The organism is Halomonas sp. DP5N14-9 (assembly GCF_019802175.1).
Classification (GTDB): domain Bacteria; phylum Pseudomonadota; class Gammaproteobacteria; order Pseudomonadales; family Halomonadaceae; genus Halomonas; species Halomonas litopenaei.
The window spans coordinates 146,134-170,684 of the sequence record NZ_JAHVHR010000020.1 but is presented as its reverse complement, the minus strand read 5'-3'; the positions used below and the strand labels follow the sequence as shown (position 1 = coordinate 170,684).

Genomic DNA, 24,551 nt, shown 5'->3' with positions numbered 1-24,551 from the left:
CGGGTTCCGTGTCGCCGATTAGCGACGGCGTCGGGGTGGGCAGGTTACTGAGCGGTAACAGGCGAAGTTGATGCACGAGCTTGCGGTCGAGGCAGCGCGTATCTACTGTGTAGATACGTACAGGAGGGGAGTGATATGGAACTCAAGATTCAGAAGTGGGGCAATAGTGCCGCCATCAGGTTGCCAGTTGAATTGCTTCGACAGCTGGGCCTCAGCGATGGGGATTTGCTGGAAGTCGAGGAAACTTCCCACAGGTTGGTGTTGAAGCCTGTGGCGTCAAAGCCAAAGTATTCCCTGGAGGAATTGCTGGCACGCTGTGATCCCGAGGCTCCCGAGCCTGAAGACCTGGCAGCCTGGCAGGAAATGGCCCCGGTAGGGCGTGAAGAATGAAGCGTGACAAATATAGCCGTGGCGATATTGTGCGAGTTCCCCTCAATCCGACCGAAGGACGCGAGCAGCGAGGTGACTTTCGCCCTGCGCTAGTGTTGACGCCAATAGCTTTCAATCATTTTGGTACGGTGGTCGTGGCACCCATCACCCAAGGTGGCAACTTCGCGCGCCACGCAGGCTTTGCGGTACCTCTGAGCGGGACCCGTACGCAGGGGGTAGTGCTGGTCAATCAGATCAGGACTGTCGATCTTGAAGCGCGCGGAGCGCGCAGAGTCGAGTCTGCCCCGGATCACGTCGTCGATGATGCTTTAGCGCGTGTTCGTACGTTATTTGAATAGGCCGTGCTCGCAAATTCTTAGTGCTGGCATTGCCGCGCCTACCATAGCCAGCTGGATGGTCTGGGCGGCGGCAGGCGCTGGTGCAGGGCACGCCAGCCGACGATGCAGCGGATCACGAACCAGGCGGTGACCAGCAGCGGGGGTAGCGCCAGGCCGATGATCAGCACCGACAGTACCACCGCGGCGACCATGTAGAGCAGGCCGATCCAGAAGGTGCTGATCAGAAACTGGTAGTGGGCACGTAGCCAGGGGGCGGCGTCGGTGCGATAGACGTAGGCGACGACCAGCGCGATCAACAGTGTCACGAATCCGCTCACCAGCCCTGCCAGGTAGAGCAGATAGAGGACGTGGCCGACGCGGGTCTCCGGCGGCGGTGACACTGACGCTGTCGTCACTTCATGTTCCTCGAGCTGTAGAGGCGGTAACGGCGGAAGTCGGGATCGCCACGTTGTTCTTCCAGGGTCTTGGTGTAGCGCTTGTATTCCCACTGGTACTGGGCCGGGTCGAGTGCGATCACCGCCTCGATGCTGGCATTGACCCCGCTGCAGGAGATGGTCTCGTCTTCATCGTAGACGCGCTCGTCGGCGGCCAGGAAGTACAGCGCGAAGCCCCGCCCGGGACGGCGCAGAGCGACGCCGGTCACGACCCTTGCATTGGTGCGCGACACCAGCTTGGGCAACAGGGTGGCGGTGTAGGCGGGGCGCTCGAAGAAGGGCGCGAACACGCCGCTGCCCCAGCTGGGTTCTTGATCGGGCAGGATGCCGACGGCCTCGGATCGCTTGAGCGCCTTGAGCAGCGCCGCCACGCCTCGGGGATTGGTCGGCACCAGGCTGGCGCCGCAGCGCTCGCGCCCGGCGCGGATGATCGGGTCCAGCGGTGCCAGCTTGGGCGGCTCGTACATGGCGGTGAAGGGGAAGTGGCTCGACAGCCAGAAGTTCAGCACCTCCCAGTTGCCGAAGTGAGGCGCCAGGATGATCACGCCCTTGCCCTCGGCGCGGGCATCATCCAGCAGTTCGCGGCCATGTACCTCGACGATGCTGTCGGCCACTCGGTCGGGGTCGCCCTGCCAGGCAAAGCCGAGTTCCAGCATGGTGGCGGTGGAATGCTTGAGGCTTTCGCGCCCCAGGGTGGCGCGACGGGCCTCGGTAAGGTCGGGATAGACCACTTCCAGGTTGAGCCTGGTCACCGCGCGTTCGCGCTTGAGCAGAGGGTAGGCCACATTGACCAGGGCGACGCTGAGTCGCCACAGGGTCGTCGGTGACAGACGCGACAGTATCCGCCACAGGCGTGATATCGCGGTAGCCTGGAGTCGCTGTTGCCAGGGGACGTTCATATCAGATCAACCAACTTTCCACATTATCCGGAGCGCGCTTTTCCTGCAGTGCCTTGAAGCCTTTGACGCAGCGCACGATCAACCACACCGCCAGGGCCAGCAGCAGCGGCAGGCCGATCACGATCAAGGTCAGGATCGAGGCCACGATGCCGTAGAGCAGGCCTATCCAGAAGGTACGGATCTGGTAGCGATAGTGCTCGTCTAGCCACTCGGGGCCCTTGCCACGGTAGACGTAGGCGATGATCACCCCGATCACCGCGGTGAAGCCGGTGACCAGGTTGGCCAGCAGCAACGCGTAGCCCACCAGCGACATGGTGGTGTCGGCGGGGGGCGTGTCGCCAGGTGAGGGAGGCTCGACAGTGGGTCGTTGAGGCGTAAGGTCGTGTTGGCTCATCCATGGTCCCTTGGGTGCATGTCATACGGCCCCGTTATCATACCCAGCCTGTGCCGCATTGCCATGACAGGCGAAGCGACCCGCAGGGACGACCGACGTTACTCCTGTTTGAGCGGACGGCTGATCTCCAGCAGGTTGCCGTCCGGGTCGCGAAGATACAGCGACTCGATCTTGCCGGTGGCACCCTGACGTTCCACGGGGCCCAGTTCCACCTCGACCGACAGGGCATCGAGGTGAGCCTTCACCTCACCCAGCGGCAGATGGCTCTTGAAACAGACGTCGAGGCTGCCTGGGGTAGGGGTGGCGGCCCTGGGGGTCACGTCGGTGGCGGTCCAGTGCAGGCGCAGGGCCAGCTCGCCGAGCATCAGGTCGACCCGCTCGGTATCGCGATAGCGGACGTCCAGGCCCAGAACGCGGGTGTAGAAGTCCACGGCGCGGGAAATATCGGTCACGGTGATGACCAGGTGATCTAGACCTGACAGCATGCCTCTCTCCACAAATGATCCAAGTCCCAGAGAATACGACGATGCCAAGCTGTCCGCTATGCGCAAACCCGACGACGCACCACTTTCATGCGGACGGGCGCCGCGACTATTTTCGCTGCTCGGTATGTGACCTGGTGGCGGTGCCTCCCGAGCAGCGACTGGGACCGCAGGCCGAGAAGGCGGTCTACGATCAGCACGACAACCGCCCGGATGATCCCGGCTACCGTCGTTTTCTGGGTCGCCTGTTTGATCCCCTGAGCGAGCGTCTGTCGCCGGGTGCCGAGGGGCTCGATTTCGGTGCGGGGCCCGGTCCGACGCTGTCGCTGATGTTCGAGGAGGCGGGGTTTCCCACTCGGATCCATGATCCCTACTACCATCCCGCGCCGGAGAACCTGAAGCGGTATTACGATTTCATCACCGCCACCGAGGTGGTCGAGCACCTGTTCGCGCCCGGCCCGGTGCTGTTTGCGCTGGCGCGACAACTGCGACCCGGTGGCTGGCTGGGGCTGATGACCAAGCGCACGCCGGAGGACTTTGCCCGCTGGCACTATATTCGTGATCCCACCCATGTGGTGTTCTTCAGCGAGACGAGTTTTCGCTGGTTGGCCGAGGCACTCGGCTTGAGTGTCGACTTCCCCGCGGCCGATGTGGTTCTGATGCGCCGTGACACGAGTCACTGAGGCCGGATTTATGCTTGACCAACAATGCGTTACAGATGCATGGGTGACGCCCTTCGAAAGACATTGACAGGCGCGAAAAGGGGGGTATATTCGCCGCCCAAGAGTCGTCGATACGCACCGCGACGGACGGACTCGAAACATCAACACCCACCCGCCGCCGCCGTCCGCGTCGTCCGCATCGCTGGAGCCCGACTCCTCATGTCTCCCCAACTTCTGGCCATGGCCCTGCCCCCCGTTCTGGGGCTATTCATTCTGGGCATCGGCAACGGTTTTCTGTCTTCGCTTATCACCCTGCGCCTGGACGCCGCCGGTGAATCGCCGGTGGTCATCGGCTGGGTCTCCGGCGCCTACTTCATCGGTCTTGGCCTGGGTGCCCTGTTCAACGACCGGCTGCTGCTCGCTATCGGCCATATTCGTGCCTACGGCAGCTTCGCCTCGCTGGTGGCGGTGACGGTGCTGCTGCAGGGGCTGATCCTGGATCCGGTGGCCTGGTTCGGGCTGCGTCTGATCGGTGGCTGGGCCACGGTCGGGGTCTTCCTGGTGATCGAGAGCTGGCTGCTGGCCTCCGGAGACTCCAAGGTGCGCGGGCGTCTGCTGGCGCTGTACATGATCGCCCTGTACGGCTCAGGTGTGCTCGGTCAGCTGCTTTTGGGCATCACCCAGAATATGGGCGAAACCGCCCCCTTCATGGTCATCGGTGCCCTGGCCTCGCTGTCGGTGCTGCCGATGGCGATGATTCCGCGGGTCACGCCACTGCTCGACAAGGTCGAGCCGCTGTCGCCGCTGCGCCTGATGATCCTCACCCCCACCGGGGTAGTGGGGGCCTTCGGTTCCGGCATGCTGGCGGCTGCGGTGTACGCCCTGATGCCGCTGTATCTGCAGCGTACCGGCTTTGATCTGGCCGAGGTCGGCCAGCTGATGGCGATAACGGTACTCGGCGCCATGCTGCTGCAGTATCCGGTGGGCCGCTGGTCGGATCGTCACGACCGCCAGCTGGTGCTGATCCTGATCGGTCTGTTCTGCCTGGCCATCTCGCTGGCGGTGCTGCTGCTGCCGTTGCCGAGCTGGGGGCTGGCCGCGCTGCTGTTCCTGCTGGGCGGTGGCGTCTTCTCGTTGTATCCGGTATCGGTCAGCCACTCGGCGGACCGTGCCCCCGCCGGCGCCCTGGTGCCCATGAGTCAGGGGCTTTTGCTGATCAGCGCGCTTGGCTCCTCGGTCAGTCCGCCGCTGGTCAGCCCGGTGATGGCGGCGCTTGGCGATACCGCCCTGTTCATGGCCTTCGGCGCCCTCGGTGGCGCCCTGGTGCTGTTCTTCGCCTGGCGTCGCCTGGTGCGTCCGGCGCCGGTGCCGGTGGTGCCGTTCTCCCCGGCGACGCCGTTGTCGTCGGTGGGTGCGGAATTCGTGGTCACCGACGAGTGGGTGGCGGGCGCCAAGGAGCACGAGCATATGGAAGACCTGTCCGACGTAGTGCCGGACGTGGACGTGGCCGAGCCCATGGTGGGGCCGCCAGCGGAGGAAGGGCAGTACGTGCCTTATTTCGATGAAGACGGCTACCACGATGGCGTGCTCGAGGTGAACCATCACGAGTCCGATGAAGGCGCCGCTCTCGAGCCAACGCCCGTCGAACCCGGCTGGGAGCAGGAGTCGCCGTCGGCGGCTGAGCCGGGCGAGGCACCCAAGGGCTGATCACCTTGGCCGGCGAACTTGTCCCTTTGGGTCGCCGTGGGCGGCCCAGAGCAGGCAAGAGGCGCCGGCCTGAGCGGTCAACATGTGGCAGACAGTGGGCCTCAGTTCGGTCCGAACAGCAGCTTGAACAGCGCACGACGTACCGCGGGTGTCGCCTGCTGGCGGGCGTAGGCCAGCAGCACGTCGTGATGGTTGGGGTGACGGGCGTTCTGTACCAGGATCTGACGAGCTTGCTGTAGCTGGGTGGCCGACATGACAGTCCCTCCGGAGCATCGGGTGCCCACCATGGGCACTTGAGTCCCACAGTAGTCGCGGTCCTGGCTCGCTCCTTACGATGCCTGGTTGTGCTGCAGCGACCTATTTCCTTCCCACGTCGAAGACAGATGGTTTTTCTCAAGTGGTATCTGAGCTGCCACCTCCGCTGCTATCTCATCCGCCATCCGCGGCCTCATCGAGCTGCGCCCGCCAGGCCATGATGCGAGCGAAACGCTCTTCCTGGCCGTGATCGGTGGGGTGGTAGAAGCGCTCGGTCGGCACTGCCTCGGGCCAGCAGTCGTGGGCCGACCCCGCCGGGTAGCCGTTGGGCTCGGCGTGGGCGTAGCGGTAGCCATCGCCGTGGCCCAGGGAAGCCATCAGCTTGGTCGGTGCGTTGCGCAGGTAGGTCGGTACCTCCAGGCTCGGCTGGGCCGCGACAAAGGCCTGGGCCTTCTTCCAGGCCTGGTCGATGGCGTTGCTCTTGGGCGCTACCGCCAGGTGGATGGCGGCGTGGGCGATGGCGCGCTGGCCTTCGTAGTCGCCCAGACGCAGGTAGGCATCCCAGGCCGACATGACCAGTGGCAGGCAACGCGGGTCGGCGTTGCCGACGTCCTCCGAGGCGATGGCCGCCAGGCGACGGATGACGTCCAGCGGATCGCCACCGCCCTGGATGAAGCGGGCCATGTACAGAAGGGTGGCGTCGGGGCGCGATGAGCGTACCGACTTGTGCAGTGCCGACAGCAGGTCGTAGTAGTGATCGCCCTGCTTGTCGAAGGCGCTGGCGGTGTGGCCGATGACGTCCTCGAGCGCCTCGCGGGGCAGACGCTCTGCACCGCCTTCCGCCTGGGTGAAGTCGCAGGCGGTCTCCAGAAGGCCCAGGGCGCGCCGGGCGTCGCCGGCCGAGGCGCGCGCCAGTATCGCCAGCACCTCGTCTTCGACGCGGATGTCGCGGTGACCAAGGCCGCGCTCGGGGTCGGCCAGGGCGCGGCGCATGACCTCGATCAGCGCGGCCTCGTCCAGCGCCTTGAGCACATGGACACGGGCCCGGGACAACAGCGCCGAATTGACCTCGAACGAGGGGTTCTCGGTGGTGGCGCCGATCAGCGTCAAGAGCCCCGACTCGACGTGGGGCAGCAGGGCGTCCTGCTGACTCTTGTTGAGGCGGTGGATCTCGTCGAGAAACAGCACCGTGGTCTGCCCCTGGCCCTGGGCCACCCGGGCGCGCTCCACCACCTCGCGAATGTCCTTGACCCCGGCCATGACCGCCGACAAGCGCTCCAGCCGTGCGCTGGAGGCGCTGGCGAGGATGTCGGCCAGGGTGGTCTTGCCGACGCCGGGTGGCCCCCACAGGATCATCGAGCGCACCTGCCCGGCTTCTACCATGCGCCGCAATGGTTTGCCTGGCCCCACCAGCGACGGCTGGCCCACGTAGTCGTCCAGGGACCTCGGGCGCATGCGCCAGGCCAGGGGCGCGGCGTCTTCCTGGTGGGCCTGTTCGAACATGTCCATCGCCGACTCCTGAGAAGAATGAATTGAGCGCCAGACGTCAACGCTCAGGCGGTGTGTAGGAAATCAACCCTTCTGAATGTGGCAATTTTCGTCGGGCAAAAACTCGATTATGCGTCTAGGGTGATACATTCCGGTTCCCGCACGATCCGGAACCTGACCCGAGAAGGCCAGTCTAAGCTAGGGTGCCTTCAGCTCATGCTGACCACAGGAGGTTTCCGTCATGCCCATGCTAAAGCAACTGCGACGGGATCATGCCAACATGGCGCGCATACTGCACGTCCTGCAACTCAAGCAAAAGACCCTCGCGCAGGGAGAGCGGCCCAACTTCCAGCTCGTCAGGGAGGTGGTTGACTATATTCTCGACTACATGGCGGGTTTCACCCTGCCCCTGGAGCAGATCTGTACCGACCGTCTCAAGGAGCTGGCCCCCGAAAGCGAGGCAGTGGCCGAGCAGCTGTCCGGCGACTACCGCAAGCTCAAGGCCCGGCTGACGCGCCTGTCCCGTGACATCGACATGATCCTGATGGATGTCGCCATCCCCATGGACCAGTTTGCCGATGACCTCAAGCAGTACCTGGACAGCCACCGTGCTTACCTTCGCCAAGAGCGTGAGGAACTCTTCCCGCTGATCAGCGAGCACTTCTCGGACGAAGATCTCGATCGCCTGGCCCACGCCCTGCCGGAGAACGCCACCGCCGAACTTGAGCGACTCCAGGCGGCCTACCCTGAACTCTATGCCGAGCTACGCGAGGAGCCGGTACCCGCCTGATCGGTTTTTCCCTCGTTCGTTCCTTGCTTCTCGAGCATCACGTCGTCGGCCCGAACTCCGGTTCGGGCCGCATGACGTCCGCGCTCACCTCGGCGCGCTGGCGTATCCGTGGGCGCCCTTGCTGCGCTTATGCAGGTCCGCCAATGTCGGGTAGAATGGCGCCCATGTTGATTCAGGTGCCGTTTCCCTTGCTCAGCCTCTTGCCCCTCCTCCTTCCCCGTCTCCGGTCGGCCTCGATGGCGGCCCGATCCGATCGTGGGGGATATTTCCCCGCCGTCCGGCAGTGGCGGTGGGCATGGGCTTTGCCCGTCAGGGAGGAGGCTTGATGGCCGGACCTGTGCTGGTGTTCGACTCCGGCGTGGGCGGGCTTTCCGTGGTGGCGGCGCTCAGACGCCATCTGCCCGATACGGCGCTTGCCTACTGCTGCGACAACGCCATGCTGCCCTACGGTACGCGGCCGGACCCTTGGTTGGTCGAGCGGATCGTCGCGGTGTGCGAGGCGGCGGTGAATCGTACCGGTGCCGATACCCTGGTGGTGGCCTGCAATACCGCCAGCACCCTGGCACTGGAGGCCTTGCGCGAACGCCTGGACGTGCCGGTGGTGGGCACGGTGCCGGCGATCAAGCCGGCCGCCCAGGCCAGTCGCAGCGGGCATCTGGCACTGCTGGCCACCAGCGCAACGGTCGCCCGGCCCTACACCCAGCGGCTGATCGACAGCTATGCGCCGCACTGCCAGGTCGAGAAGGTGGCCGCCGACGCTCTGGTGGCCGAGGCGGAGCGCGCCATCCAGGGGCACGCTATCGATCCTGCGGTGGTTCGCCAGGCGCTGGCAGCGCTTGTGGAGGATGCCCGTATCGATACGGTGGTGCTGGGCTGTACCCACTTTCCCTTGCTGCGTCGCTGGCTCGACGAGGCCATGCCGCGGGCCGTCACCTGGGTAGACTCCGGCGACGCCATTGCCCGACGGACGGCCCAGGTGGCGGTGGGCCCGGATGCCCGACAGGGCCTCGATGCGGCCTGGGTCACGAGTCTATTGCGGGATTCGTCAGGTGCGACGGACGCCTCGGAAAGGCTGACGCGAGGGCTTGCGTCCTTCGGCTTTGCGGCCCCTTGCCTGCTGGACGTGCCCAGCGCTTGACCCACCTCTTGTACACCGTCCGGCAGCGGCGCTGACCACGCCGCCATCGCCCACGTCATTTGTTTATTGTTCATCGTTTTTCCAGGAGTTTCCGTGGCCATACCCGTCGTTGAACCCGAACGCTATGCCGAACAGCTCGCCGCCAAGCGTGATCGCCTGGTCGAGCAGTTTGCGCGGTTTTCTCCGCCCGAGCTCGAGGTGTATCCGTCACCGCCGAGTCACTACCGGCAACGCTGCGAGTTTCGCGTCTGGCATGAGGGCGACGATCTCTACTATGTGATGTTCGAGGTCAATCCCGAGGACTCCGACGACAAGCGACTGGTACGCATGGACCAGTTCGCGGTGGCCAGCGAGCGCATCAATGCCCTGATGCCGGCGCTGCTCGACGCCATCCGTGACAACCCGGTGATGCGGCGCAAGCTGTTTCAGGTGGAGTTTCTGACCACCCTGGCGGGTGAGACGTTGATCAGCCTGATCTACCACCGCCCGCTGGAAGAAGACTGGGAGCGGGATGCCCGGGAACTCGAGCGCGAGCTTGGGGTGATGATCATCGGCCGCTCACGCAAGCAGCGGCTGGTGCTGACCCGCGACCACGTGTGGGAACGTCTCGAGGTGGACGGACAGGTACTGCACTACCAGCAGGTGGAAAACAGCTTTACCCAGCCCAATGCGCGCATCTGCGCCTCCATGCTGTCCTGGGCACGGGAGGTGACCGCGGGCAGCCAGCAGCAGGACCTGGTCGAGCTCTACTGCGGCAACGGCAACTTCACCATCGCCCTGGCAGAGAATTTTCGCCGGGTTCTGGCCACCGAGATCTCGCGCACCTCGGTGGCAAGCGCCAGGGTCAATCTCGAGGCCAACGCGGTGACCAATGCCTTTGTCGCGCGGATGTCTGCCGAAGACTTCTCTTCTGCGCTCAAAGGGGAGAAAACAGGCCGGCGAGTGGACGAGATGTGCCTGGGTGACTATGACTTCTCCACAGTGCTGGTGGACCCACCGCGGGCCGGTCTGGACGCCGACAGCTGTGATCAACTGAGTGAATACCCGCGTATCGTCTATATTTCATGCAATCCGGACACCCTGGCCGTCAATCTCGAACAGCTCACCAGGACGCACCGCATCGTTCGTTTCGCTCTGTTTGACCAGTTCCCCTTCACCCATCACTGTGAGTGCGGGGTCTTGCTGGAACGGCGCTCCTGAGGCGCCAACGATCCTAACGCAAGCGTGCTGTCAAGGGGGGATGCGTAACCGTCATGCTCCATGAGAAGGCGGGCATCTGGATGGGGGTGGGGTGGGGATTGGCGTAAGCTTGCCGAATGCGCCGGGAGCGCCGGATGCGTAGCGCCGCGCAGCACGCTCGTCACTACCTTTACACAGGCCACAGTGAAGTGGCCGCCGCCAACCGAGGTGAGGATGTTACACGTCGCACAGGATGACAGTCGCGAGGATCTGCTCAAGCAACTCGAGGAAAAGCTGGAAGGACGCCTCGATCAGGAAAAGGCCGGTCTGGTGGGTGACTTCGCTCGCCATTTCTACTCCACGGTGCCGCTGGAGGATCTCAGCGAGCGGCGCCTGGATGATCTGTACGGCGCCACCCTGTCGGTGTGGCACTTCCTGCAGCAGTTCGATCCGGCCTCACCCAAGGTCAAGGTCATGAACCCTGACTTCGAGGAGCACGGCTGGCAGTCGACCCACACCTTTGTCGCGGTGCTGCACGAAGACATGCCGTTTCTGGTCGACTCGGTGCGCATCGAGCTCAACCGTCGTGGCATGACCGTCCACGCCATCCACAATTCGGTCCTGTCGGTCGCTCGTGACAAGCAGCACCGGGTCGAGCGTGTGTCGTCTCCGGGTGAAAAGGACGCCCCCGAGCATCGTGAGTCGCTGATCGCCATCGAAGTGGATCGTCACTCCGACCCCGAGGAGCTGTCGGCCATCGAGCAGAGCATCCACGAGGTGCTGAAGGAAGTGCGCACGGCGGTGGCGGACTTCGATCCGATGCGCGCGCGCATCCGCGAGACCATCGACGAGCTCAAGAATTGCTGCCCGGGCCCGATCGACAAGGCCGATCACGACGAGGCGGTGGCCTTCCTCGAATGGATGCTGGAAGACAACTTCACCTTCCTCGGTTATGACGAGTTCACCGTCGACAAGGACAACGGTGGCCAGAGCCTCAATCAGGTCGACGGCAGCGAGCTCGGTCTGTTCCGTCTGTCCGATGCCCAGTATCGCCAGCGTATCCGCACCGACCAGGGGGTCGAGGGCGATCGCTACGTGCTGGTGCCGCAGCTTCTGTCATTCGCCAAGAGTGCCTTCCACGCCCGCGTCCACCGTCCCACCTATCCGGATTACGTGACTATTGATCGCTATGACGACAAGGGCAACGTCATCGGCGAGCGTCGCTTCCTGGGGCTGTTCACCGCTGGGGTCTACAACGACTCGCCGCGTCATATTCCGATCCTGAGGCGCAAGCTCAAGACGGTGATGGATATCGCCGGCTTCAACCCCAAGGGCCACAACGGCAAGCAGCTGACCCAGATCCTCGAGGTCTATCCCCGCGACGACCTGTTCCAGATCGACACAGACGAGCTGGCCCAGACGGCGCTGGGTATCCTCGATATCCGTGAACGTCGCCGGGTGCGGCTGTTCATCCGCGAGGATCGCTTCGGTCGCTTCTATTCGTGCCTGGTATTCGTGCCGCGCGACGTGTTCTCCACCGAGCTTCGTCTGCGTCTGCAGAACCTGCTGTGCGAGGAACTCGACGCCACCTTCGGCGACTTCAACACCTACCTGTCCGAATCGGTGCTGGCGCGGATCCAGTTCATCCTGCGCTTCAACGGCGACACGCCGACCGACTACGACATCAAGGCGCTGGAAGAGAAGCTGGCGCGGCTCGCCCGCAACTGGCGCGATGATCTGCTCAATGCCGCCATCGAAGGCTTCGGCGAGGAACACGCCAACCAGCTGCTGGATCGCTTCCGCGACGCCTTCCAGGCCAGCTACCAGGAAGACTTCAGTGCCCGCACCGCGGTCTACGACCTGCAGCACATCGGCGAGCTGGACAACGGCAAGCCGCTGGCGCTGTCGCTGTACCGACTGATCGAGGAAGAGGGCAGCGGCGTCAACCTCAAGCTGTTCCACAAGCGCAAGCCGATTCCGCTGTCCGACGTGCTGCCGATGATGGAAAACCTGGGGCTCAGGGTCATCGGTGAACGCCCCTACGAGGTCGAGGCGGTGGACGAGAGCTACTGGATCCACGACTTCGATCTGGAGCATCACACCGACACCGAGGTCAACCTGCAGGAGATGCGCAAGCCGTTCATCGAGGCCTTCCAGCGCATCTGGGCCGGCGAGGCGGACAATGACCGCTTCAACCGTCTGATCATCGGCGCCAACCTCGACTGGCGTGAAGTGGCGATGCTGCGCTCCTACGCGCGTTATCTGAAGCAGATCCGCTTCGGCATCTCCCAGAACTTCATCGCCAATGCACTGGTGGCCCACCCGCAGATCACCCGCGAGCTGGTGACCCTGTTCGAGCTGCGCTTCGATCCCGAGGATCGTCCCGCCGAGGGTGAGATCGAGGCCTGTGTCGAGCGCATCAATGGCCTGCTCGACGACGTCGCCAGCCTCAACGACGACCGGCTGCTGCGTCGTTACGTGGAGCTGATCCAGGCGACCCTGCGCACCAACTACTATCAGAAGACCGAAGACGGCGGCTTCAAGGACTACCTGTCGTTCAAGCTGGAACCGTCCAAGGTCACCGGTATGCCCAAGCCGCGCCCGATGTTCGAGATCTTCGTCTGCTCTCCGCGGGTTGAGGGTGTTCACCTGCGCGGTGGCAAGGTCGCCCGTGGCGGCCTGCGCTGGTCGGATCGCCACGAGGACTTCCGTACCGAGGTGCTCGGGCTGGTCAAGGCGCAGCAGGTCAAGAACTCGGTGATCGTGCCGGTGGGGGCCAAGGGCGGCTTCGTGTGCAAGCGCATGCCGGAAGGTGCCGATCGCGAGACCACCCAGAAGGAAGGCATCGCCTGCTACCAGACCTTCATCCGCGCGCTGCTGGACGTGACCGACAATCTGGTCGGTGGCGAGGTCGTCGAGCCGAAGAACGTGGTACGCCACGACGAGGCCGACCCCTACCTGGTGGTGGCGGCCGACAAGGGCACCGCCACCTTCTCCGACATCGCCAACGAGATTTCCATCGAGTATGGCCACTGGCTGGGTGACGCCTTTGCTTCCGGCGGCGCCAACGGCTACGACCACAAGAAGATGGGCATCACCGCCAAGGGCGCCTGGGAGTCGGTCAAGCGTCACTTCCGTGGCCTCGGCATCAATACCCAGTCCGACGAGTTCAGCGTGGTCGGTATCGGTGACATGGCCGGTGACGTCTTCGGCAACGGCATGCTGCTGTCCGAGACCATTCGCCTGGTCGGTGCTTTCAACCATATGCACATCTTCGTCGACCCGACGCCGGATGCGGCCAGCACCTTCAAGGAGCGAAAGCGCCTGTTCGAGATGCCGCGCTCCAGCTGGGAAGACTATGACACTTCGTTGATCTCCGAAGGCGGCGGCGTCTTCTCCCGTGCGGCCAAGTCGATCAAGATCACGCCGCAGATGAAGGAGGTCTTCGGCATCAGCGAAGACAAGCTGCCGCCCAATGAGCTGATCCAGGCGATGCTGCGCTCGAAGGTCGACCTGATCTGGAACGGCGGCATCGGCACCTACGTCAAGGCCAGCACCGAGACCGACGCCGAGGTCGGCGACAAGGCCAACGACGTGCTGCGCATCGACGGCAAGGAACTGAACTGCCGAGTGGTAGGCGAGGGCGGCAACCTTGGCCTGACCCAGCGCGGGCGCATGGAGGCGGCGGCGCGTGGTGTGCGCGTCAACACCGACTTCATCGACAACGCTGGCGGGGTCAACTGCTCCGACCATGAGGTCAACATCAAGATCCTGATCGATGAGGTGGTGGCCAACGGTGACATGACCGACAAGCAGCGCAATCAGCTGCTGGCGGACATGACCGAGGAAGTCAGCGAGCTGGTGCTGACCGACAACTATCGTCAGACCCTGGCGCTGGATCTGTCCGAGCGGCTGTCCCACCAGGGGATCGGGCCCTATCGCCGCTTTATCAGCGAACTGGAAGCGGCCGGTCAGATCGATCGCGAACTCGAGTTCCTGCCCTCCGACGAGGAGCTCCAGGAGCGTTCCGCCAATGACCAGGGCATGGTGTTGCCGGAGCTGTCGGTGCTGATCTCCTACGCCAAGAGCACGCTCAAAGGCGACCTGATCGCTTCCGACGTGCCCGACGACGAGATCATCGCCCAGCACGCCACCCGGGCCTTCCCCCAGAGCCTGGTGGAGCGCTACCGCGACCAGGTCCTGAGCCACCGCCTGAAGCGCGAAATCGTGGCGACCCAGCTGGCCAACGATCTGGTCGACCACATGGGCATCGTGTTCACCCGCCGGCTGATCGACTCCACCGGCATGGGGCGTGCGGACATCGCGCGGGCCTACGTCATCGCCCGTGACAGCTTCCAGCTGCCCAAGCTGTGGGAGCAGATCGAAGCGCTCGACAATCAGGTCTCGACCGATATCCAGTACGGCATGATGCTCGACCTGATGCGCATGATTCGCCGCGCTTCACGCTGGTTCCTGCGCCATCGTTCGGGCCAGGCTGCCGGTGACTGCATCGAGTACTACCAGCCGCGTATTGCCCAGCTGCAGGAGAATATCGGCAAGCGTCTGCGTGGCGAGGAACTCGAGGCCTGGCAGGCCCGCCGTGACGAACTCGTCGACGCCGGGGTGCCCGAGGCGCTGGCCTCCACCGTGGCCGCGGCCGATAGCCTGTACGCGGCGCTGGGCATCATCCAGACCGCCCGTCAGGTCAACGAGAAGCCGCAGAAGGTGGCCGAGGTCTGCTACGAGATCGGCGCCCGTCTGGAGCTGCCGTGGATGATCCAGCAGGTTACCGCCTTGCCGGTGAAGGATAGCTGGCAGGCCCAGGCGCGGGAGACCTTCCGCGACGACATCGAGCGTCAGCAGATGGCGTTGACCGCCAGCGTGATGAAGATGGAGAGCGGCGCCCGCGATACCGCCGGACGTGTCGATCAGTGGCTCAAGCACCACGAGTCCATGCACAAGCGCTGGTGCCGCCTGATCAACGAGGTCGACAGTGGCGCCCAGGGCGGCTTCCCGCTGTTTGCCGTGGCGGTGCGTGAGCTGGTGGATCTGGCCGAGAGCAACAGCGAGGTCTAGACCCCGGGTCAGTGAGTCGACCACGCGAGGACGCCCGACGGGCGTCCTCGTCGTAGCCGACACCGATCGAGTGAATCCGTGACGTTGGTTCACACAACGCAAGAAGGGCGCCCCCAGGGGCGCCCTTCTTGCGTCTGGCCTTTGCAGGCATTGTCGGCAACCAACGGACCGAGGCTTAGCGGCAGCTGATGCTCCAGATTGCCTTGAAGCCTTCGCTGTCGTCGTTCAGCGCCGCCAGGTTGGTGTCTTCGTTGACGGTGCCGCCTTCGACCATGGCCTCGGCGCGCTCACGCTTTTCCGGGCTGGTGTTGGGGCCAAGCACCTGTTGCTCCTCGATGATGAATTCGTCGCGATCCTGGGCCTCGCACTGCTCCAGTGCGCGCTCCTTGGCCTCTTCCAGGGCTTCCTGGCGATCATCGCCGAGCCCGGTGACGATGTAGTCGGTGCTCTCTTTCTCCATCGAGGCGCTGTCGCTGGCGCAGCCGGCAAGGCCGAGGGCGGCAACGGCGCCGAGGGCAAGCATCATGGGGCGAGTCTTGATCATCATGCGGTCTCTCCTTTTCCGTCTCGGGGATCCCTGTTTCCAGCAGGGATGGGCGCTTGTCACCCGCGCCTTGCTGACCATGCTAACGAATCAGCACAGCAGCACAAGAGTAGCGTACCGGCGACGGGGGGTGTCGCAGACGGGAGACGGCAGACAGGAGACGGCAAACAAGAGCCGGTAGATAAGAGACAGCAGACGAGGGGCGCACCAAGCGGGAGACAAGAGTCGGTAGACAAGAGCCGGCAGATAAGCGACAGCAGACGAGGGGCGCACCAAGCGGGAGGCAGGAGCCGGCAGACTTGCGACGCAGGTGGCGGGACCACCGATCGGCCATCAGTGCCCGTGGGGCAGTGATGGCCGGTCGATGAATCCGCTCAGCGAAGCGCTACAGCAGGAAGATCGTCGCCAGGCCGAGGAAGGACATGAAGCCGATCACGTCGGTGACGGTGGTCAGAATGACCGAGCCGGACAGCGCTGGATCGATGTTCATGCGCTTGAGCACGAGGGGAATCACGATGCCGCAGACCCCGGCGGCCAGCATGTTGATGACCAGGGCGGCGGCGATGATCACGCCGATCGCCACGCTCTTGAACCAGAGCACCGCCAGCACCGCCACCACCAGGGCCCAGACGACACCGTTGAGCAGGGCAATGCCGACCTCCTTGCGCAGCAGCCAGTTGCTGTTGGTCTTGCTGATCTGGCCAAGGGCGAGGCCGCGAATGGCCAGGGTCAGGGTCTGGCTGCCGGCGATGCCGCCCATGCTGGCGACGATCGGCATCAGTACCGCCAGCGCCACCACCTTCTCCAGGGCATCCTCGAACTGACCGATGACCCAGGCGGCGAGAAAGGCGGTCAGCAGGTTGATGCCGAGCCATACCGCACGGCGCTTGGCGCTGGGCAACACCGGCGCGAACAGGTCTTCCTCCTCGTCGAGGCCGGCCATGTTCATCAGCGCCTGTTCGGAGTTCTCCTGGATGACGTCGACGATATCGTCGATGACGATACGGCCGATCAACATGCCGTCGTTGTCCACCACCGGGGCCGACGTCAGGTCGTGGGTCTGGAACAGGGTGGCCACGTCGCGGGACTTCATGTCGCCCTGGATGACGTCGACGTCGGCGTCCATCAGCTCCGCCACCGAGGTCTCCTGGTCGTGGGAAACCAGCCGGGCCAGCGGCAGCACGCCGACGAAGTGGCCGATGCGGTCCACCACCATCAGGTTGTCGGTGTTGTCCGGGATCGACTCCTTCCAGCGCAGAAAGCGCTGCACCGTCTCGAGGGTGACGTCGGAGCGTACCCCGATGGCGTCGGTACGCATCAGGCGTCCGGCGCTGTCTTCCTCGAACGACAGGGTCTCCTGCAGACGAGTGCGCTGCATCTCGTCCATGGTGCGCAGCATGTCCTCGGCCACCTGCTTGGGCAGGTCCTCGAACAGCTCGGCCAGGTCGGCGGTGTCCAGGCTTGCCGTGGCGGCGACGATCTCCTCGGGGTCCATGTCCTCGAGCAGGGTGCTGCGCACCTCGTCATGGACGTGCAGCAGGACCTCGCCGTCGTCCTCCGCTGGTACCTGTTCCCATAGCCTGATGCGCTCGCTCAGCGGCAGCGATTCGAGCAGCAGGGCGACCTCGGCGGGTTCGAGATCCTCCAGGGCCTCGGAGACCTCCTGGGGGTTCTCGTCTTCCAGGGCCAGGTGGATGCGCGACAGCTGGCTTTCAAACGTCTCGGTCACTTCTGTCATGGGCCCTCCCGGCATATGTCGCTGACTGACAAGACAACGATCGTGTCCTACGTTGATGGAGTTAGTAGAACACAACTATTTACAAAGAAAAGGAGTGGCGAATGGCTGGATCGAGCGAGGGCTACCACGAACCGGTGGAAGAGTTGACGGCGCAGACCCGGGATTACCATCGCGCCATCGTGTCGTTGATGGAGGAACTGGAGGCAGTCGACTGGTACAACCAGCGAGTTGACGCCTGTCAGGACGAAGATCTACGCAAGATCCTCGAACATAACCGTGATGAGGAAAAGGAGCACGCGGCTATGACCCTGGAGTGGCTGCGCCGCAAGGATCCCGCCATGGACAAGTATCTACGCGAGTTTCTGTTTACTGAAGGGGACATTGGACACTGACGACCTGGGATGAAAGCCCGTTTGGGCAAAACGGCTGAGGTCTGATTCAGGAAGTCGTCGTGGCGTCGCGGCTGCGCTATACTCGCGCCCGGCCGCGCGCCCTCGTCCTTTTTCGCCTCGGAGACGCCATGTACGATCTCGCCCGCTCCCTGTTGTTTCGCCTGGATCCCGAACGGGCCCACGGCCTGTCCTTGACGTCGCTGGACTGGGCGGCGCGCGTGAAGGCGACGCGGTTGCTGGCAGGTGCCCGCGTGGACGATCCGGTCAACGTGATGGGCTTGAGCTTCCCCAACCGTATCGGCCTGGCGGCGGGGCTCGACAAGAACGCCGATCACCTCGACGCCCTGGGGGCGCTGGGCTTCGGCTTCGTCGAGGTCGGCACCGTGACCCCCAGGGCCCAGTCCGGCAACCCCAAGCCCCGGCTGTTCCGCCTGCCCGAGCGTGGCGCCATCATCAATCGCATGGGGTTCAACAACCTCGGCGTGGATCACCTGGTGGAGCAAGTAAAGGCCAGCCGCTACCGCGGGGTGATCGGCATCAATATCGGCAAGAACCTGACCACCTCGGTGGAGGACGCCGGTGACGACTACCTTTACTGCCTGGAGCGGGTTCACGCTCACGCCGACTACGTGGCGGTCAATATCTCGTCACCGAATACCCCGGGGCTACGCAACCTGCAGTTCGGCGACCACCTCGATGAGTTGCTCGGACGCCTGCGCTCGACAGGCACTCGCCTCGATGAACAGAGTGGACGCCGTGTGCCGCTGGCGGTAAAGATCGCCCCGGACATGGACGAGGAAGAGGTCGTCCTGGTGGCGCGGGCGCTGGCGGACAATGGCATCGACGCGGTGATCGCCACCAACACCACGGTATCCCGTGAAGCGGTGCAAGGGCTTGCGCACGCCGATGAGCAGGGCGGACTGTCGGGTTGCCCGGTGTTCGATGCCTCCAACCTTGTGATCGAGCGGCTGCGCCAGGCGTTGCCCGACATGCCGATCATCGGCGTCGGCGGCGTCGACAGTGGCCAGGCGGCGGTGGCCAAGCGTCAGGCAGGGGCGGATCTGGTGCAGGTGTATTCGGGCTTTATCTACCGCGGACCGGGGCTGGTCCGGGAGTGCGCCAGGGCGCTGGCGTCGGCGCGCTGAAAGGGCGGGCAGCAAAAAGCCCATGGCGTCTTGTGCCATGGGCTTGGCGGGTCTTTCCTTTACCTCGACAGTACTGCGTTATCAGAGCACCATGGGGTTCTTGTGAATGCCGGACACTCCCGTCATGCCCGACCACTGGTCCCCACGACCTTCACGCCAACCGCTCATCCAGTATTCCCGTAGATTGATGTCCTGGCTGGGGCAGTCATCGCGGGATCTACCCGAGAGACCGGCCTTGTAGCCATGTACATAGGCACGCTGGAAGCGATCACGTTTCTGTCGTTTCATGGGTCTACCTCGTGACAAAGGTACCAATCTGACCTGCCCCTGCGGGAAATTCGGGGGATGCAAGCGGCAGGCCCGTGATGCCCAAGCCCTGCGATGTGCAGGCTCTCCCGAGTCGCACGAAATGAAGGCTTGTTGACAGGGACACATGTGTCGTATCTCGTAGCTACCATTCCATTGATAGCGTAAGCCGCTCGGCATTGTCGACTGTTGTTTTGTAACAACCTGTTCACCTTGTCGTCATGAAATGGTTAACCGAATAATGGCTTTCGCAGTCATCATTAATGTAGGAGAAGCAAGTGCCTGAGAAGCTTGACCTTCTGGCAACCTGTCCACGGGGCATCGAACAACTGTTAGCCGACGAGCTAGTCACATTCGGCTTGACACCGGGCAAGACCACCGTGGCAGGCGTGAACGCCGAGGGCGATCTCGAGGGTGCCTACCGGGCCTGTCTGTGGTCGCGCCTGGCCAACAGGGTCATCCTGTGTCTGGCGCGGACGGAAGGCGTCGAAACGCCGGATGCCTTGCACGATGCCGCCGCCGCCGTCGACTGGCAGCGCCATCTGCCTGCCGGTGCCACCATCGCGGTGGACTTTCATGGTCGCAGTGACGAGATTCGACACACCCGCTTCGGCGCCCAGACGGTCAAGGATGGCGTGGTCGACCGTCTTGGTGCGGCCGGCCAGGCGCGTCCCGATGTCGACGTCCGTCATCCCGACGTGCGCCTGTATGCCCACCTGCACCGTGGCCGCTTGACGCTGGGCATCGACCTGTCCGGCGACAGCCTGCACCGGCGCGGCTATCGTCGCGATACCGGCCACGCCCCGCTCAAGGAAAATCTGGCGGCGGCGCTGCTGGTGCGCGCCGGCTGGCCGGAGTTGGCCAAGCAGGGGGCGCCGCTGGTTGACCCCATGTGTGGCTCGGGCACGCTGTTGATCGAAGCTGCGCTGATGGCCGCCGACATGGCGCCCAACCTGAACCGGGAGCGCTTCGGCTTTGCCCGCTGGGCCGGCCACGACCCGGCGCTGTGGCGCGAGGTCCTGCGCGAGGCCGAGGCCCGGGCGAGCATCGGACGAAAACGCGCGCGCTCGGTGATCTTTGGCTTCGACCAGAGCCCGCCGGCGCTGTCGGCGGCCAAGACCAACGCCATGCGCGCCGGCATCCCGGCGCTGATCCACCTCGATGGCGCCAGCGTGCATCGCCTGTCGCGGCCGCGGGTGCTCGACCCCGAGCTTGCGGGGCTGGTGATCAGCAACCCGCCTTACGGCGAGCGTATCGGCGAGCTGCCGGAGCTGGTGCGGCTCTATTCGGACCTGGGCGAGCGGCTCAAGGCCGACTTCGGTGGCTGGCGCCTGGCGCTGTTCACCGGCAATCCGGACCTTGGCCACCGTCTCGGCATGCGCGCCCACAAGCAGTACGCGCTGAGAAACGGCCCGCTCGAGGCCAAGCTGTTGCTGATCGATATCGCACGCCGCGATGGCCAGAGCCAGAACCAGAACCTGGGCCAGGATCAGAACCGGGATCGGAGCCAGGGTCGCCGCCATGACGCTGAGGCGACGTCGGCGGTCGATGGCCAGGCCAGCCCGGCCACCGGGGCAGGTGAAGGGTCGGCATCCTCCGATACCCAGGCAACATCCACGGCACCTCGTAGCGAGGGCGCCCAGATGTTTGCCAACCGTCTGGAAAAGAACCAGAAGAAGCTGCGCAAGTGGCTCAAGCGCAGCGGCGAGAGCTGCTATCGGCTGTACGACGCCGACATGCCCGAGTATGCCCTGGCCATCGATGTCTACGGCGATCACGTCCACGTTCAGGAGTACGCCGCGCCCAAGTCCATCGACCCGTCCCAGGCCCAGCGGCGTCTGTTCGATGCCCTCGGGGTGATTCCCGAGGTGCTGGAAGTGGACCCCGGCAAGGTGGTGATCAAGCGGCGCAAGCGTCAGCAGGGCAAGTCCCAGTACGAGAAGCAGGGGCGAAGCGGCCAGCGCTTCCAGGTCACCGAAGGTCGCGCGACGCTGTGGGTCAACCTGCGTGACTATCTGGACACAGGGCTGTTTCTCGATCATCGCCCGGTGCGCCGTATGCTCGGCGAGATGGCTGCCGGCAAGCGCTTTCTCAACCTGTTCTGCTACACCGCCACGGCCACGGTGCAGGCAGCGCTCGGCAGCGAGGCCGAGGGCGGCGCCAGTGACAGTGTCAGCGTCGACATGTCCAACACCTACCTGGAGTGGGCGCGGGACAATTTCGCGCTCAACCGGCTCGACCCGTCGCGCCACCGGGTGGTGCGCGACGACTGCCTGCGCTGGCTGGAGACCGCAGGCGGCGAGTTCGACCTGATCTTCATGGACCCGCCGACCTTCTCCAACTCCAAGAAGATGGAAGACACCCTGGATGTCCAGCGGGACCACCCGCGCCTGGTGCGCCTGGCCATGGCTCGGCTGGCGCCGGGCGGTACCCTGGTGTTCTCCAACAACCAGCGGCGCTTTCAGATGGATGACGAGCTTGCCGTCGACTTCGAGGTCAAGGACATCTCGCGTCAGACCTTCGACCCTGACTTCAGCCGCCGGCCGGACCTGCACCACTGCTTCCTCATCCGCCATCGGCAGGCGTCGTGATGGTACTGACGCTCTACACCACCCTGGGCTGCCATCTGTGCGAGCAGATGGAAGCCCTGGTGCGTGCCCTTGCCCGGGTGGAGTTCACCATCGAGCGTATCGAGATCAGCGAAGACGACACCCTGCTTCGCCGTTACGGCGAAAGGATCCCGGTGCTGATCGACGCTGAACGTCCCGATGACGTCCTGGAGGGGCGGGTGGAGCCGGATGCCGTCATGCGCTGGCTGGCGACACGCGGGTGGTTGAGCGAGCAAGTGGTCGCTGTGCAAGCCGAAGCGGACTCGGCGAGCCAGGGGAGGGAGGCTCCCGCAGTAACAGCGTCCCGGGTGAAGGGACGCCGCGTCTTCGGCAAGCTCTGAGCGGGTGCCGGGATGGCTGTAGGATGACTGTAACAAGGGCTATGGCGAGAGCGCCCGTAGTGGTGGCCTCGTCGCCATGGCGGCCACCGCGTTAGCGGCGGGTCGCCAGGGCAGCGGCCAGCTCTCGCTGGTAGGCCTCGAGATGTGAGGTCGGCTCCTCGTCAAGACGCCCAAGTGCCACCGCCAGTTCGAAGAAGCCAGGGCCCGGCAGTTGGGGTGCCTGGCGGCTGACCACCAGGGCGGCGATCAGCGGTCGTTCGGCCGCGACATCCTCGCGCATGGTGATTTCCAGGGCTTCGGCCACCCGGCGGATGGTGCGTGGCGGGGTGAGCCCTAGAGCCTCGGCGGCCTGCTGGTAGGTGATCGGCAGGGCGCTGTCGGGCAGGCTCTCCAGCAGGGCACGCAGTCGGGGAGCCAGGCTGGCAGGGGAGGTGTCCGCCATGCTCAGTGCTCGTCCAGCAGTGACAGTTGCCCCATGGCTTCACGGCCTTCCGGGCTATGGTCGTCGGCTTCCAGGACCTTGGTGAAACCTCGCGATCCGAGGATGGTCTTCTCGTCTTCCAGCCACATCATTGCCTGACCGTAGTCATCGGCCAGCTGATGCTTGAGCCCGCCGAACTGGGTTCCGATCTGGCCCCAGGCACGGCTGAAGATCCAGTCGCCGAACATGTCCTGGTGCACGTGCACGAGGACATAGTCATGGTCGGTTTCCCAGCGGACGATCACGGCGACTCCCGTCATATCACTTGGTGGCTACGGAGGGCGGGCGCCGGCTCCGTTTCTGGAAACGCTGATAAAGCCTTTGCAGTGTTTCCATTATGGTTATCATGGGCATTGTAAGCCCTTGAGGCTAATCCACAAATAGCCCGGTTGCATGACCGGGAGCCCGATACCTGCGACCCGGGGAACCCCATGAAGATTCTTGTCGATGCCAACGTGCCCGCCGCCGATGCCTGCTTTGCGCCGCTTGGCCAGGTCAGCCGCCGGCCGGGGCGCGAGATCGACGCCGACAGCCTGGCCGATGTGGATGCCCTGGTGATTCGCTCGATCACGCGTCTCGACGCCGATTTGATCGAGGCCACCAAGGCCAAGGGCTCGCCGCTGTCTTTTGTCGGCAGTTGCACCATTGGCACCGACCATGTCGACCAGGCCGCCCTGGCGCGCCATGCCATCACCTTCGCAAGCGCCCCGGGCTGCAATGCCGAGCCGGTGGTGGACTACGTGCTGTCGGCGTTGATGCTGGCCTGCGAGCGTCGTGGCCAGTCGCTGCTCGAGCGTCGCGTGGGTATCGTCGGCGTCGGCAATGTAGGCGGCCGGCTGGCGGCCCGTCTGGCCGCCATGGGCATCGAGCACCGGCTGTGCGACCCGCCCCGGGCCGAGAGGGAAGCCAGCAGCAGAGCCGGTGACGAGAACGGCCAGGACTTTGTCGAGCTGGACGCCCTGATCGACAGCTGCGACGTGCTGTGCCTGCATACCCCGCTGGTGCGCGAGGGACGCCACGCTACTCGCCACCTGCTCGACGCCCGGCGCATCGAGGCGCTGCTGCCCGGTACGCTGCTGCTCAATGCCGGACGTGGCGACTGCGTCGACGGTCAGGCGCTGAGCCGACGCCTGGCTCGCGGTGATGACCTCGCCGCACTGCTCGACGTGTGGGAGGAAGAGCCCTCCATCGACCAGGTACTGGCGCACCAGGTCGCCCTGGCCACGCCCCATATCGCGGGGCATAGCCTGGACGGCAAGCTGCGCGGTACCCATCAGATCCATCAGGCGCTGGTGGCCCACCTGGGGCTGGGGGAAAGGGTTTCCCTCGCGGAGCTGCTGCCCGCTCCCGCGTTGTCACGCCTGGTGCTCGATGGCGGCCTGTCGCCGGAGGAGGCGCTGGCGCTTTGCATGCGGGCGGTGTATGACCCGCGGCGCGATCATGATCGACTGCTGCGAGCCATGGCCGTCGATGACCCGGGCAAGGGCTTTGATCAGTGTCGGGCGAGTTATCCGCTGCGTCGTGAGTTTTCGACCCTGACGCTGGAGCTTGTCGGCCAGGCGCAGGAGCTGGCGCCCCTGCTGTCCGGGGCCGGCTTTCAAGTGGACTGCCGCTGACTCAGACGGCACCGCTGACACAGACGGCACCGCCGTCCAAGTGGTCTTTCCCGACCAGCTACATGGACACCCCAAGGGCCCGACGCCATGCGCCGGGCCCTTGTCTGTTGGGGCGGACATCCTCTACTGCGACTTCCATCGCGCGGC

At 64.5% G+C, this 24,551-nt stretch carries 24 protein-coding genes; 13 read left to right on the top strand and 11 right to left on the bottom strand.

Features of this window, described 5'->3' with window-relative positions:
- The first annotated feature begins 135 nt into the window (after nt 1-135).
- Together KUW00_RS11995 and KUW00_RS11990 are read left to right on the top strand one after the other, a co-directional pair.
- Complete coding sequence (locus KUW00_RS11995; RefSeq protein WP_124802450.1) at nt 136-390, top strand: AbrB/MazE/SpoVT family DNA-binding domain-containing protein; 255 nt, start codon at nt 136-138, stop codon at nt 388-390.
- Nucleotides 387-728: a type II toxin-antitoxin system ChpB family toxin gene (locus KUW00_RS11990; protein WP_222569180.1), complete on the top strand. Its 342-nt coding sequence runs from the start codon at nt 387-389 to the stop codon at nt 726-728. Before KUW00_RS11995 ends, KUW00_RS11990 begins: the two co-directional genes overlap by 4 nt.
- 38 nt (nt 729-766) lie before the next feature.
- Here KUW00_RS11990 and KUW00_RS11985 read toward each other — a convergent pair whose 3' ends face one another.
- The 4 genes from KUW00_RS11985 to KUW00_RS11970 form a co-directional block, all read right to left on the bottom strand.
- Entirely contained in the window at nt 767-1,123 is a 357-nt protein-coding gene (locus KUW00_RS11985; RefSeq protein ID WP_231498501.1) for a DUF4870 family protein, read from the bottom strand.
- Nucleotides 1,120-2,061: a lysophospholipid acyltransferase family protein gene (locus tag KUW00_RS11980; RefSeq protein ID WP_045994905.1), complete on the bottom strand. Its 942-nt coding sequence runs from the start codon at nt 2,059-2,061 to the stop codon at nt 1,120-1,122. The genes KUW00_RS11985 and KUW00_RS11980 overlap by 4 nt, the downstream gene beginning before the upstream one ends.
- A 1-nt stretch (nt 2,062) precedes the next feature.
- Nucleotides 2,063-2,455 carry a DUF4870 family protein gene (locus KUW00_RS11975; RefSeq protein WP_045994904.1) on the bottom strand — a complete coding sequence of 131 codons (393 nt, stop codon included), beginning with the start codon at nt 2,453-2,455 and terminating at the stop codon, nt 2,063-2,065.
- A 98-nt stretch (nt 2,456-2,553) separates the two neighbouring features.
- On the bottom strand, nt 2,554-2,940 hold the full coding sequence (locus KUW00_RS11970; protein ID WP_222569179.1) for a VOC family protein: 387 nt from the start codon (nt 2,938-2,940) through the stop codon (nt 2,554-2,556).
- Between the two features lie 41 nt (nt 2,941-2,981).
- Between KUW00_RS11970 and KUW00_RS11965 the strand changes: the two genes are divergently transcribed.
- Both KUW00_RS11965 and KUW00_RS11960 read left to right on the top strand, forming a co-directional pair.
- Nucleotides 2,982-3,620 carry a class I SAM-dependent methyltransferase gene (locus KUW00_RS11965; RefSeq protein ID WP_222569178.1) on the top strand — a complete coding sequence of 213 codons (639 nt, stop codon included), beginning with the start codon at nt 2,982-2,984 and terminating at the stop codon, nt 3,618-3,620.
- 198 nt (nt 3,621-3,818) lie between these two features.
- Complete coding sequence (locus KUW00_RS11960) at nt 3,819-5,306, top strand: MFS transporter (RefSeq protein ID WP_222569177.1); 1,488 nt, start codon at nt 3,819-3,821, stop codon at nt 5,304-5,306.
- A gap of 101 nt (nt 5,307-5,407) precedes the next feature.
- On the opposite strand, the gene KUW00_RS11955 is transcribed toward KUW00_RS11960, so the two are convergent.
- On the bottom strand, nt 5,408-5,560 hold the full coding sequence (locus tag KUW00_RS11955) for a hypothetical protein (protein WP_156088597.1): 153 nt from the start codon (nt 5,558-5,560) through the stop codon (nt 5,408-5,410).
- Nucleotides 5,561-5,735: 175 nt separating this feature from the next.
- Nucleotides 5,736-7,070 (bottom strand): replication-associated recombination protein A, encoded by a 1,335-nt coding sequence (locus KUW00_RS11950; RefSeq protein WP_222569176.1) that lies wholly within the window; start codon nt 7,068-7,070, stop codon nt 5,736-5,738.
- A gap of 226 nt (nt 7,071-7,296) precedes the next feature.
- Here KUW00_RS11950 and KUW00_RS11945 point away from each other — a divergent pair, with 226 nt between their 5' ends.
- From KUW00_RS11945 to KUW00_RS11930, 4 genes are all read left to right on the top strand, one after another.
- Nucleotides 7,297-7,839 (top strand): hemerythrin domain-containing protein, encoded by a 543-nt coding sequence (locus KUW00_RS11945; protein WP_045994910.1) that lies wholly within the window; start codon nt 7,297-7,299, stop codon nt 7,837-7,839.
- Nucleotides 7,840-8,164: 325 nt separating this feature from the next.
- A complete protein-coding gene (gene murI, locus KUW00_RS11940) occupies nt 8,165-8,977 on the top strand; it encodes a glutamate racemase (protein ID WP_045994899.1) in 813 nt (270 codons plus the stop codon).
- 93 nt (nt 8,978-9,070) lie between these two features.
- Nucleotides 9,071-10,177 carry a tRNA (uridine(54)-C5)-methyltransferase TrmA gene (gene trmA, locus KUW00_RS11935; protein WP_213228462.1) on the top strand — a complete coding sequence of 369 codons (1,107 nt, stop codon included), beginning with the start codon at nt 9,071-9,073 and terminating at the stop codon, nt 10,175-10,177.
- Nucleotides 10,178-10,390: 213 nt separating this feature from the next.
- Nucleotides 10,391-15,232, top strand: a complete 4,842-nt coding sequence (locus KUW00_RS11930) for an NAD-glutamate dehydrogenase (protein ID WP_045994897.1) — start codon at nt 10,391-10,393, stop codon at nt 15,230-15,232.
- Nucleotides 15,233-15,407: 175 nt separating this feature from the next.
- On the opposite strand, the gene KUW00_RS11925 is transcribed toward KUW00_RS11930, so the two are convergent.
- Nucleotides 15,408-15,779 (bottom strand): hypothetical protein, encoded by a 372-nt coding sequence (locus KUW00_RS11925; protein WP_045994896.1) that lies wholly within the window; start codon nt 15,777-15,779, stop codon nt 15,408-15,410.
- Between the two features lie 382 nt (nt 15,780-16,161).
- Nucleotides 16,162-17,514 carry a magnesium transporter gene (gene mgtE / locus KUW00_RS11920; protein ID WP_108131584.1) on the bottom strand — a complete coding sequence of 451 codons (1,353 nt, stop codon included), beginning with the start codon at nt 17,512-17,514 and terminating at the stop codon, nt 16,162-16,164.
- Nucleotides 17,515-17,615: 101 nt separating this feature from the next.
- Here mgtE and KUW00_RS11915 point away from each other — a divergent pair, with 101 nt between their 5' ends.
- A complete protein-coding gene (locus KUW00_RS11915) occupies nt 17,616-17,906 on the top strand; it encodes an encapsulin-associated ferritin-like protein (protein WP_045994894.1) in 291 nt (96 codons plus the stop codon).
- A gap of 128 nt (nt 17,907-18,034) precedes the next feature.
- Nucleotides 18,035-19,051, top strand: coding sequence for a quinone-dependent dihydroorotate dehydrogenase (locus tag KUW00_RS11910; protein ID WP_045994909.1), 1,017 nt, complete (start codon nt 18,035-18,037; stop codon nt 19,049-19,051).
- 81 nt (nt 19,052-19,132) lie between these two features.
- Here the strand turns inward: KUW00_RS11910 and rmf are convergent, their stop codons facing one another.
- Complete coding sequence (rmf, locus tag KUW00_RS11905) at nt 19,133-19,339, bottom strand: ribosome modulation factor (RefSeq protein WP_045994893.1); 207 nt, start codon at nt 19,337-19,339, stop codon at nt 19,133-19,135.
- A 296-nt stretch (nt 19,340-19,635) separates the two neighbouring features.
- On the opposite strand from rmf, the gene rlmKL reads away from it, so the two are divergent.
- Nucleotides 19,636-21,948 carry a bifunctional 23S rRNA (guanine(2069)-N(7))-methyltransferase RlmK/23S rRNA (guanine(2445)-N(2))-methyltransferase RlmL gene (gene rlmKL / locus KUW00_RS11900; RefSeq protein ID WP_222569175.1) on the top strand — a complete coding sequence of 771 codons (2,313 nt, stop codon included), beginning with the start codon at nt 19,636-19,638 and terminating at the stop codon, nt 21,946-21,948.
- Nucleotides 21,948-22,307: a glutaredoxin family protein gene (locus tag KUW00_RS11895; RefSeq protein WP_240184286.1), complete on the top strand. Its 360-nt coding sequence runs from the start codon at nt 21,948-21,950 to the stop codon at nt 22,305-22,307. The genes rlmKL and KUW00_RS11895 overlap by 1 nt, the downstream gene beginning before the upstream one ends.
- Nucleotides 22,308-22,398: 91 nt before the next feature.
- Here KUW00_RS11895 and KUW00_RS11890 read toward each other — a convergent pair whose 3' ends face one another.
- Together KUW00_RS11890 and KUW00_RS11885 are read right to left on the bottom strand one after the other, a co-directional pair.
- Nucleotides 22,399-22,749, bottom strand: a complete 351-nt coding sequence (locus KUW00_RS11890) for a hypothetical protein (RefSeq protein WP_045994891.1) — start codon at nt 22,747-22,749, stop codon at nt 22,399-22,401.
- A 2-nt stretch (nt 22,750-22,751) separates the two neighbouring features.
- Nucleotides 22,752-23,033 (bottom strand): hypothetical protein, encoded by a 282-nt coding sequence (locus tag KUW00_RS11885; RefSeq protein WP_045994908.1) that lies wholly within the window; start codon nt 23,031-23,033, stop codon nt 22,752-22,754.
- 186 nt (nt 23,034-23,219) lie between these two features.
- Between KUW00_RS11885 and pdxB the strand changes: the two genes are divergently transcribed.
- Nucleotides 23,220-24,404, top strand: coding sequence for a 4-phosphoerythronate dehydrogenase PdxB (pdxB, locus tag KUW00_RS11880; protein ID WP_108449653.1), 1,185 nt, complete (start codon nt 23,220-23,222; stop codon nt 24,402-24,404).
- Nucleotides 24,405-24,551: the final 147 nt, after the last annotated feature.

Bases quoted from the DNA above. Each gene is read 5' to 3' on its own strand.
- KUW00_RS11990 (WP_222569180.1), top strand. From the start codon at position 387: ATGAAGCGTGACAAATATAGCCGTGGCGATATTGTGCGAGTTCCCCTC.
- mgtE (WP_108131584.1), bottom strand. From the start codon at position 17,514: ATGACAGAAGTGACCGAGACGTTTGAAAGCCAGCTGTCGCGCATCCAC.
- KUW00_RS11890 (WP_045994891.1), bottom strand. From the start codon at position 22,749: ATGGCGGACACCTCCCCTGCCAGCCTGGCTCCCCGACTGCGTGCCCTG.
- pdxB (WP_108449653.1), top strand. From the start codon at position 23,220: ATGAAGATTCTTGTCGATGCCAACGTGCCCGCCGCCGATGCCTGCTTT.
- KUW00_RS11915 (WP_045994894.1), top strand. From the start codon at position 17,616: ATGGCTGGATCGAGCGAGGGCTACCACGAACCGGTGGAAGAGTTGACG.
- KUW00_RS11950 (WP_222569176.1), bottom strand. From the start codon at position 7,070: ATGGACATGTTCGAACAGGCCCACCAGGAAGACGCCGCGCCCCTGGCC.
- KUW00_RS11980 (WP_045994905.1), bottom strand. From the start codon at position 2,061: ATGAACGTCCCCTGGCAACAGCGACTCCAGGCTACCGCGATATCACGC.
- KUW00_RS11945 (WP_045994910.1), top strand. From the start codon at position 7,297: ATGCTAAAGCAACTGCGACGGGATCATGCCAACATGGCGCGCATACTG.
- KUW00_RS11925 (WP_045994896.1), bottom strand. From the start codon at position 15,779: ATGATGATCAAGACTCGCCCCATGATGCTTGCCCTCGGCGCCGTTGCC.
- KUW00_RS11965 (WP_222569178.1), top strand. From the start codon at position 2,982: ATGCCAAGCTGTCCGCTATGCGCAAACCCGACGACGCACCACTTTCAT.
- KUW00_RS11975 (WP_045994904.1), bottom strand. From the start codon at position 2,455: ATGAGCCAACACGACCTTACGCCTCAACGACCCACTGTCGAGCCTCCC.
- KUW00_RS11910 (WP_045994909.1), top strand. From the start codon at position 18,035: ATGTACGATCTCGCCCGCTCCCTGTTGTTTCGCCTGGATCCCGAACGG.
- KUW00_RS11930 (WP_045994897.1), top strand. From the start codon at position 10,391: ATGTTACACGTCGCACAGGATGACAGTCGCGAGGATCTGCTCAAGCAA.
- rmf (WP_045994893.1), bottom strand. From the start codon at position 19,339: ATGAAACGACAGAAACGTGATCGCTTCCAGCGTGCCTATGTACATGGC.
- KUW00_RS11955 (WP_156088597.1), bottom strand. From the start codon at position 5,560: ATGTCGGCCACCCAGCTACAGCAAGCTCGTCAGATCCTGGTACAGAAC.
- KUW00_RS11895 (WP_240184286.1), top strand. From the start codon at position 21,948: ATGGTACTGACGCTCTACACCACCCTGGGCTGCCATCTGTGCGAGCAG.
- KUW00_RS11960 (WP_222569177.1), top strand. From the start codon at position 3,819: ATGTCTCCCCAACTTCTGGCCATGGCCCTGCCCCCCGTTCTGGGGCTA.
- KUW00_RS11995 (WP_124802450.1), top strand. From the start codon at position 136: ATGGAACTCAAGATTCAGAAGTGGGGCAATAGTGCCGCCATCAGGTTG.
- KUW00_RS11970 (WP_222569179.1), bottom strand. From the start codon at position 2,940: ATGCTGTCAGGTCTAGATCACCTGGTCATCACCGTGACCGATATTTCC.
- murI (WP_045994899.1), top strand. From the start codon at position 8,165: ATGGCCGGACCTGTGCTGGTGTTCGACTCCGGCGTGGGCGGGCTTTCC.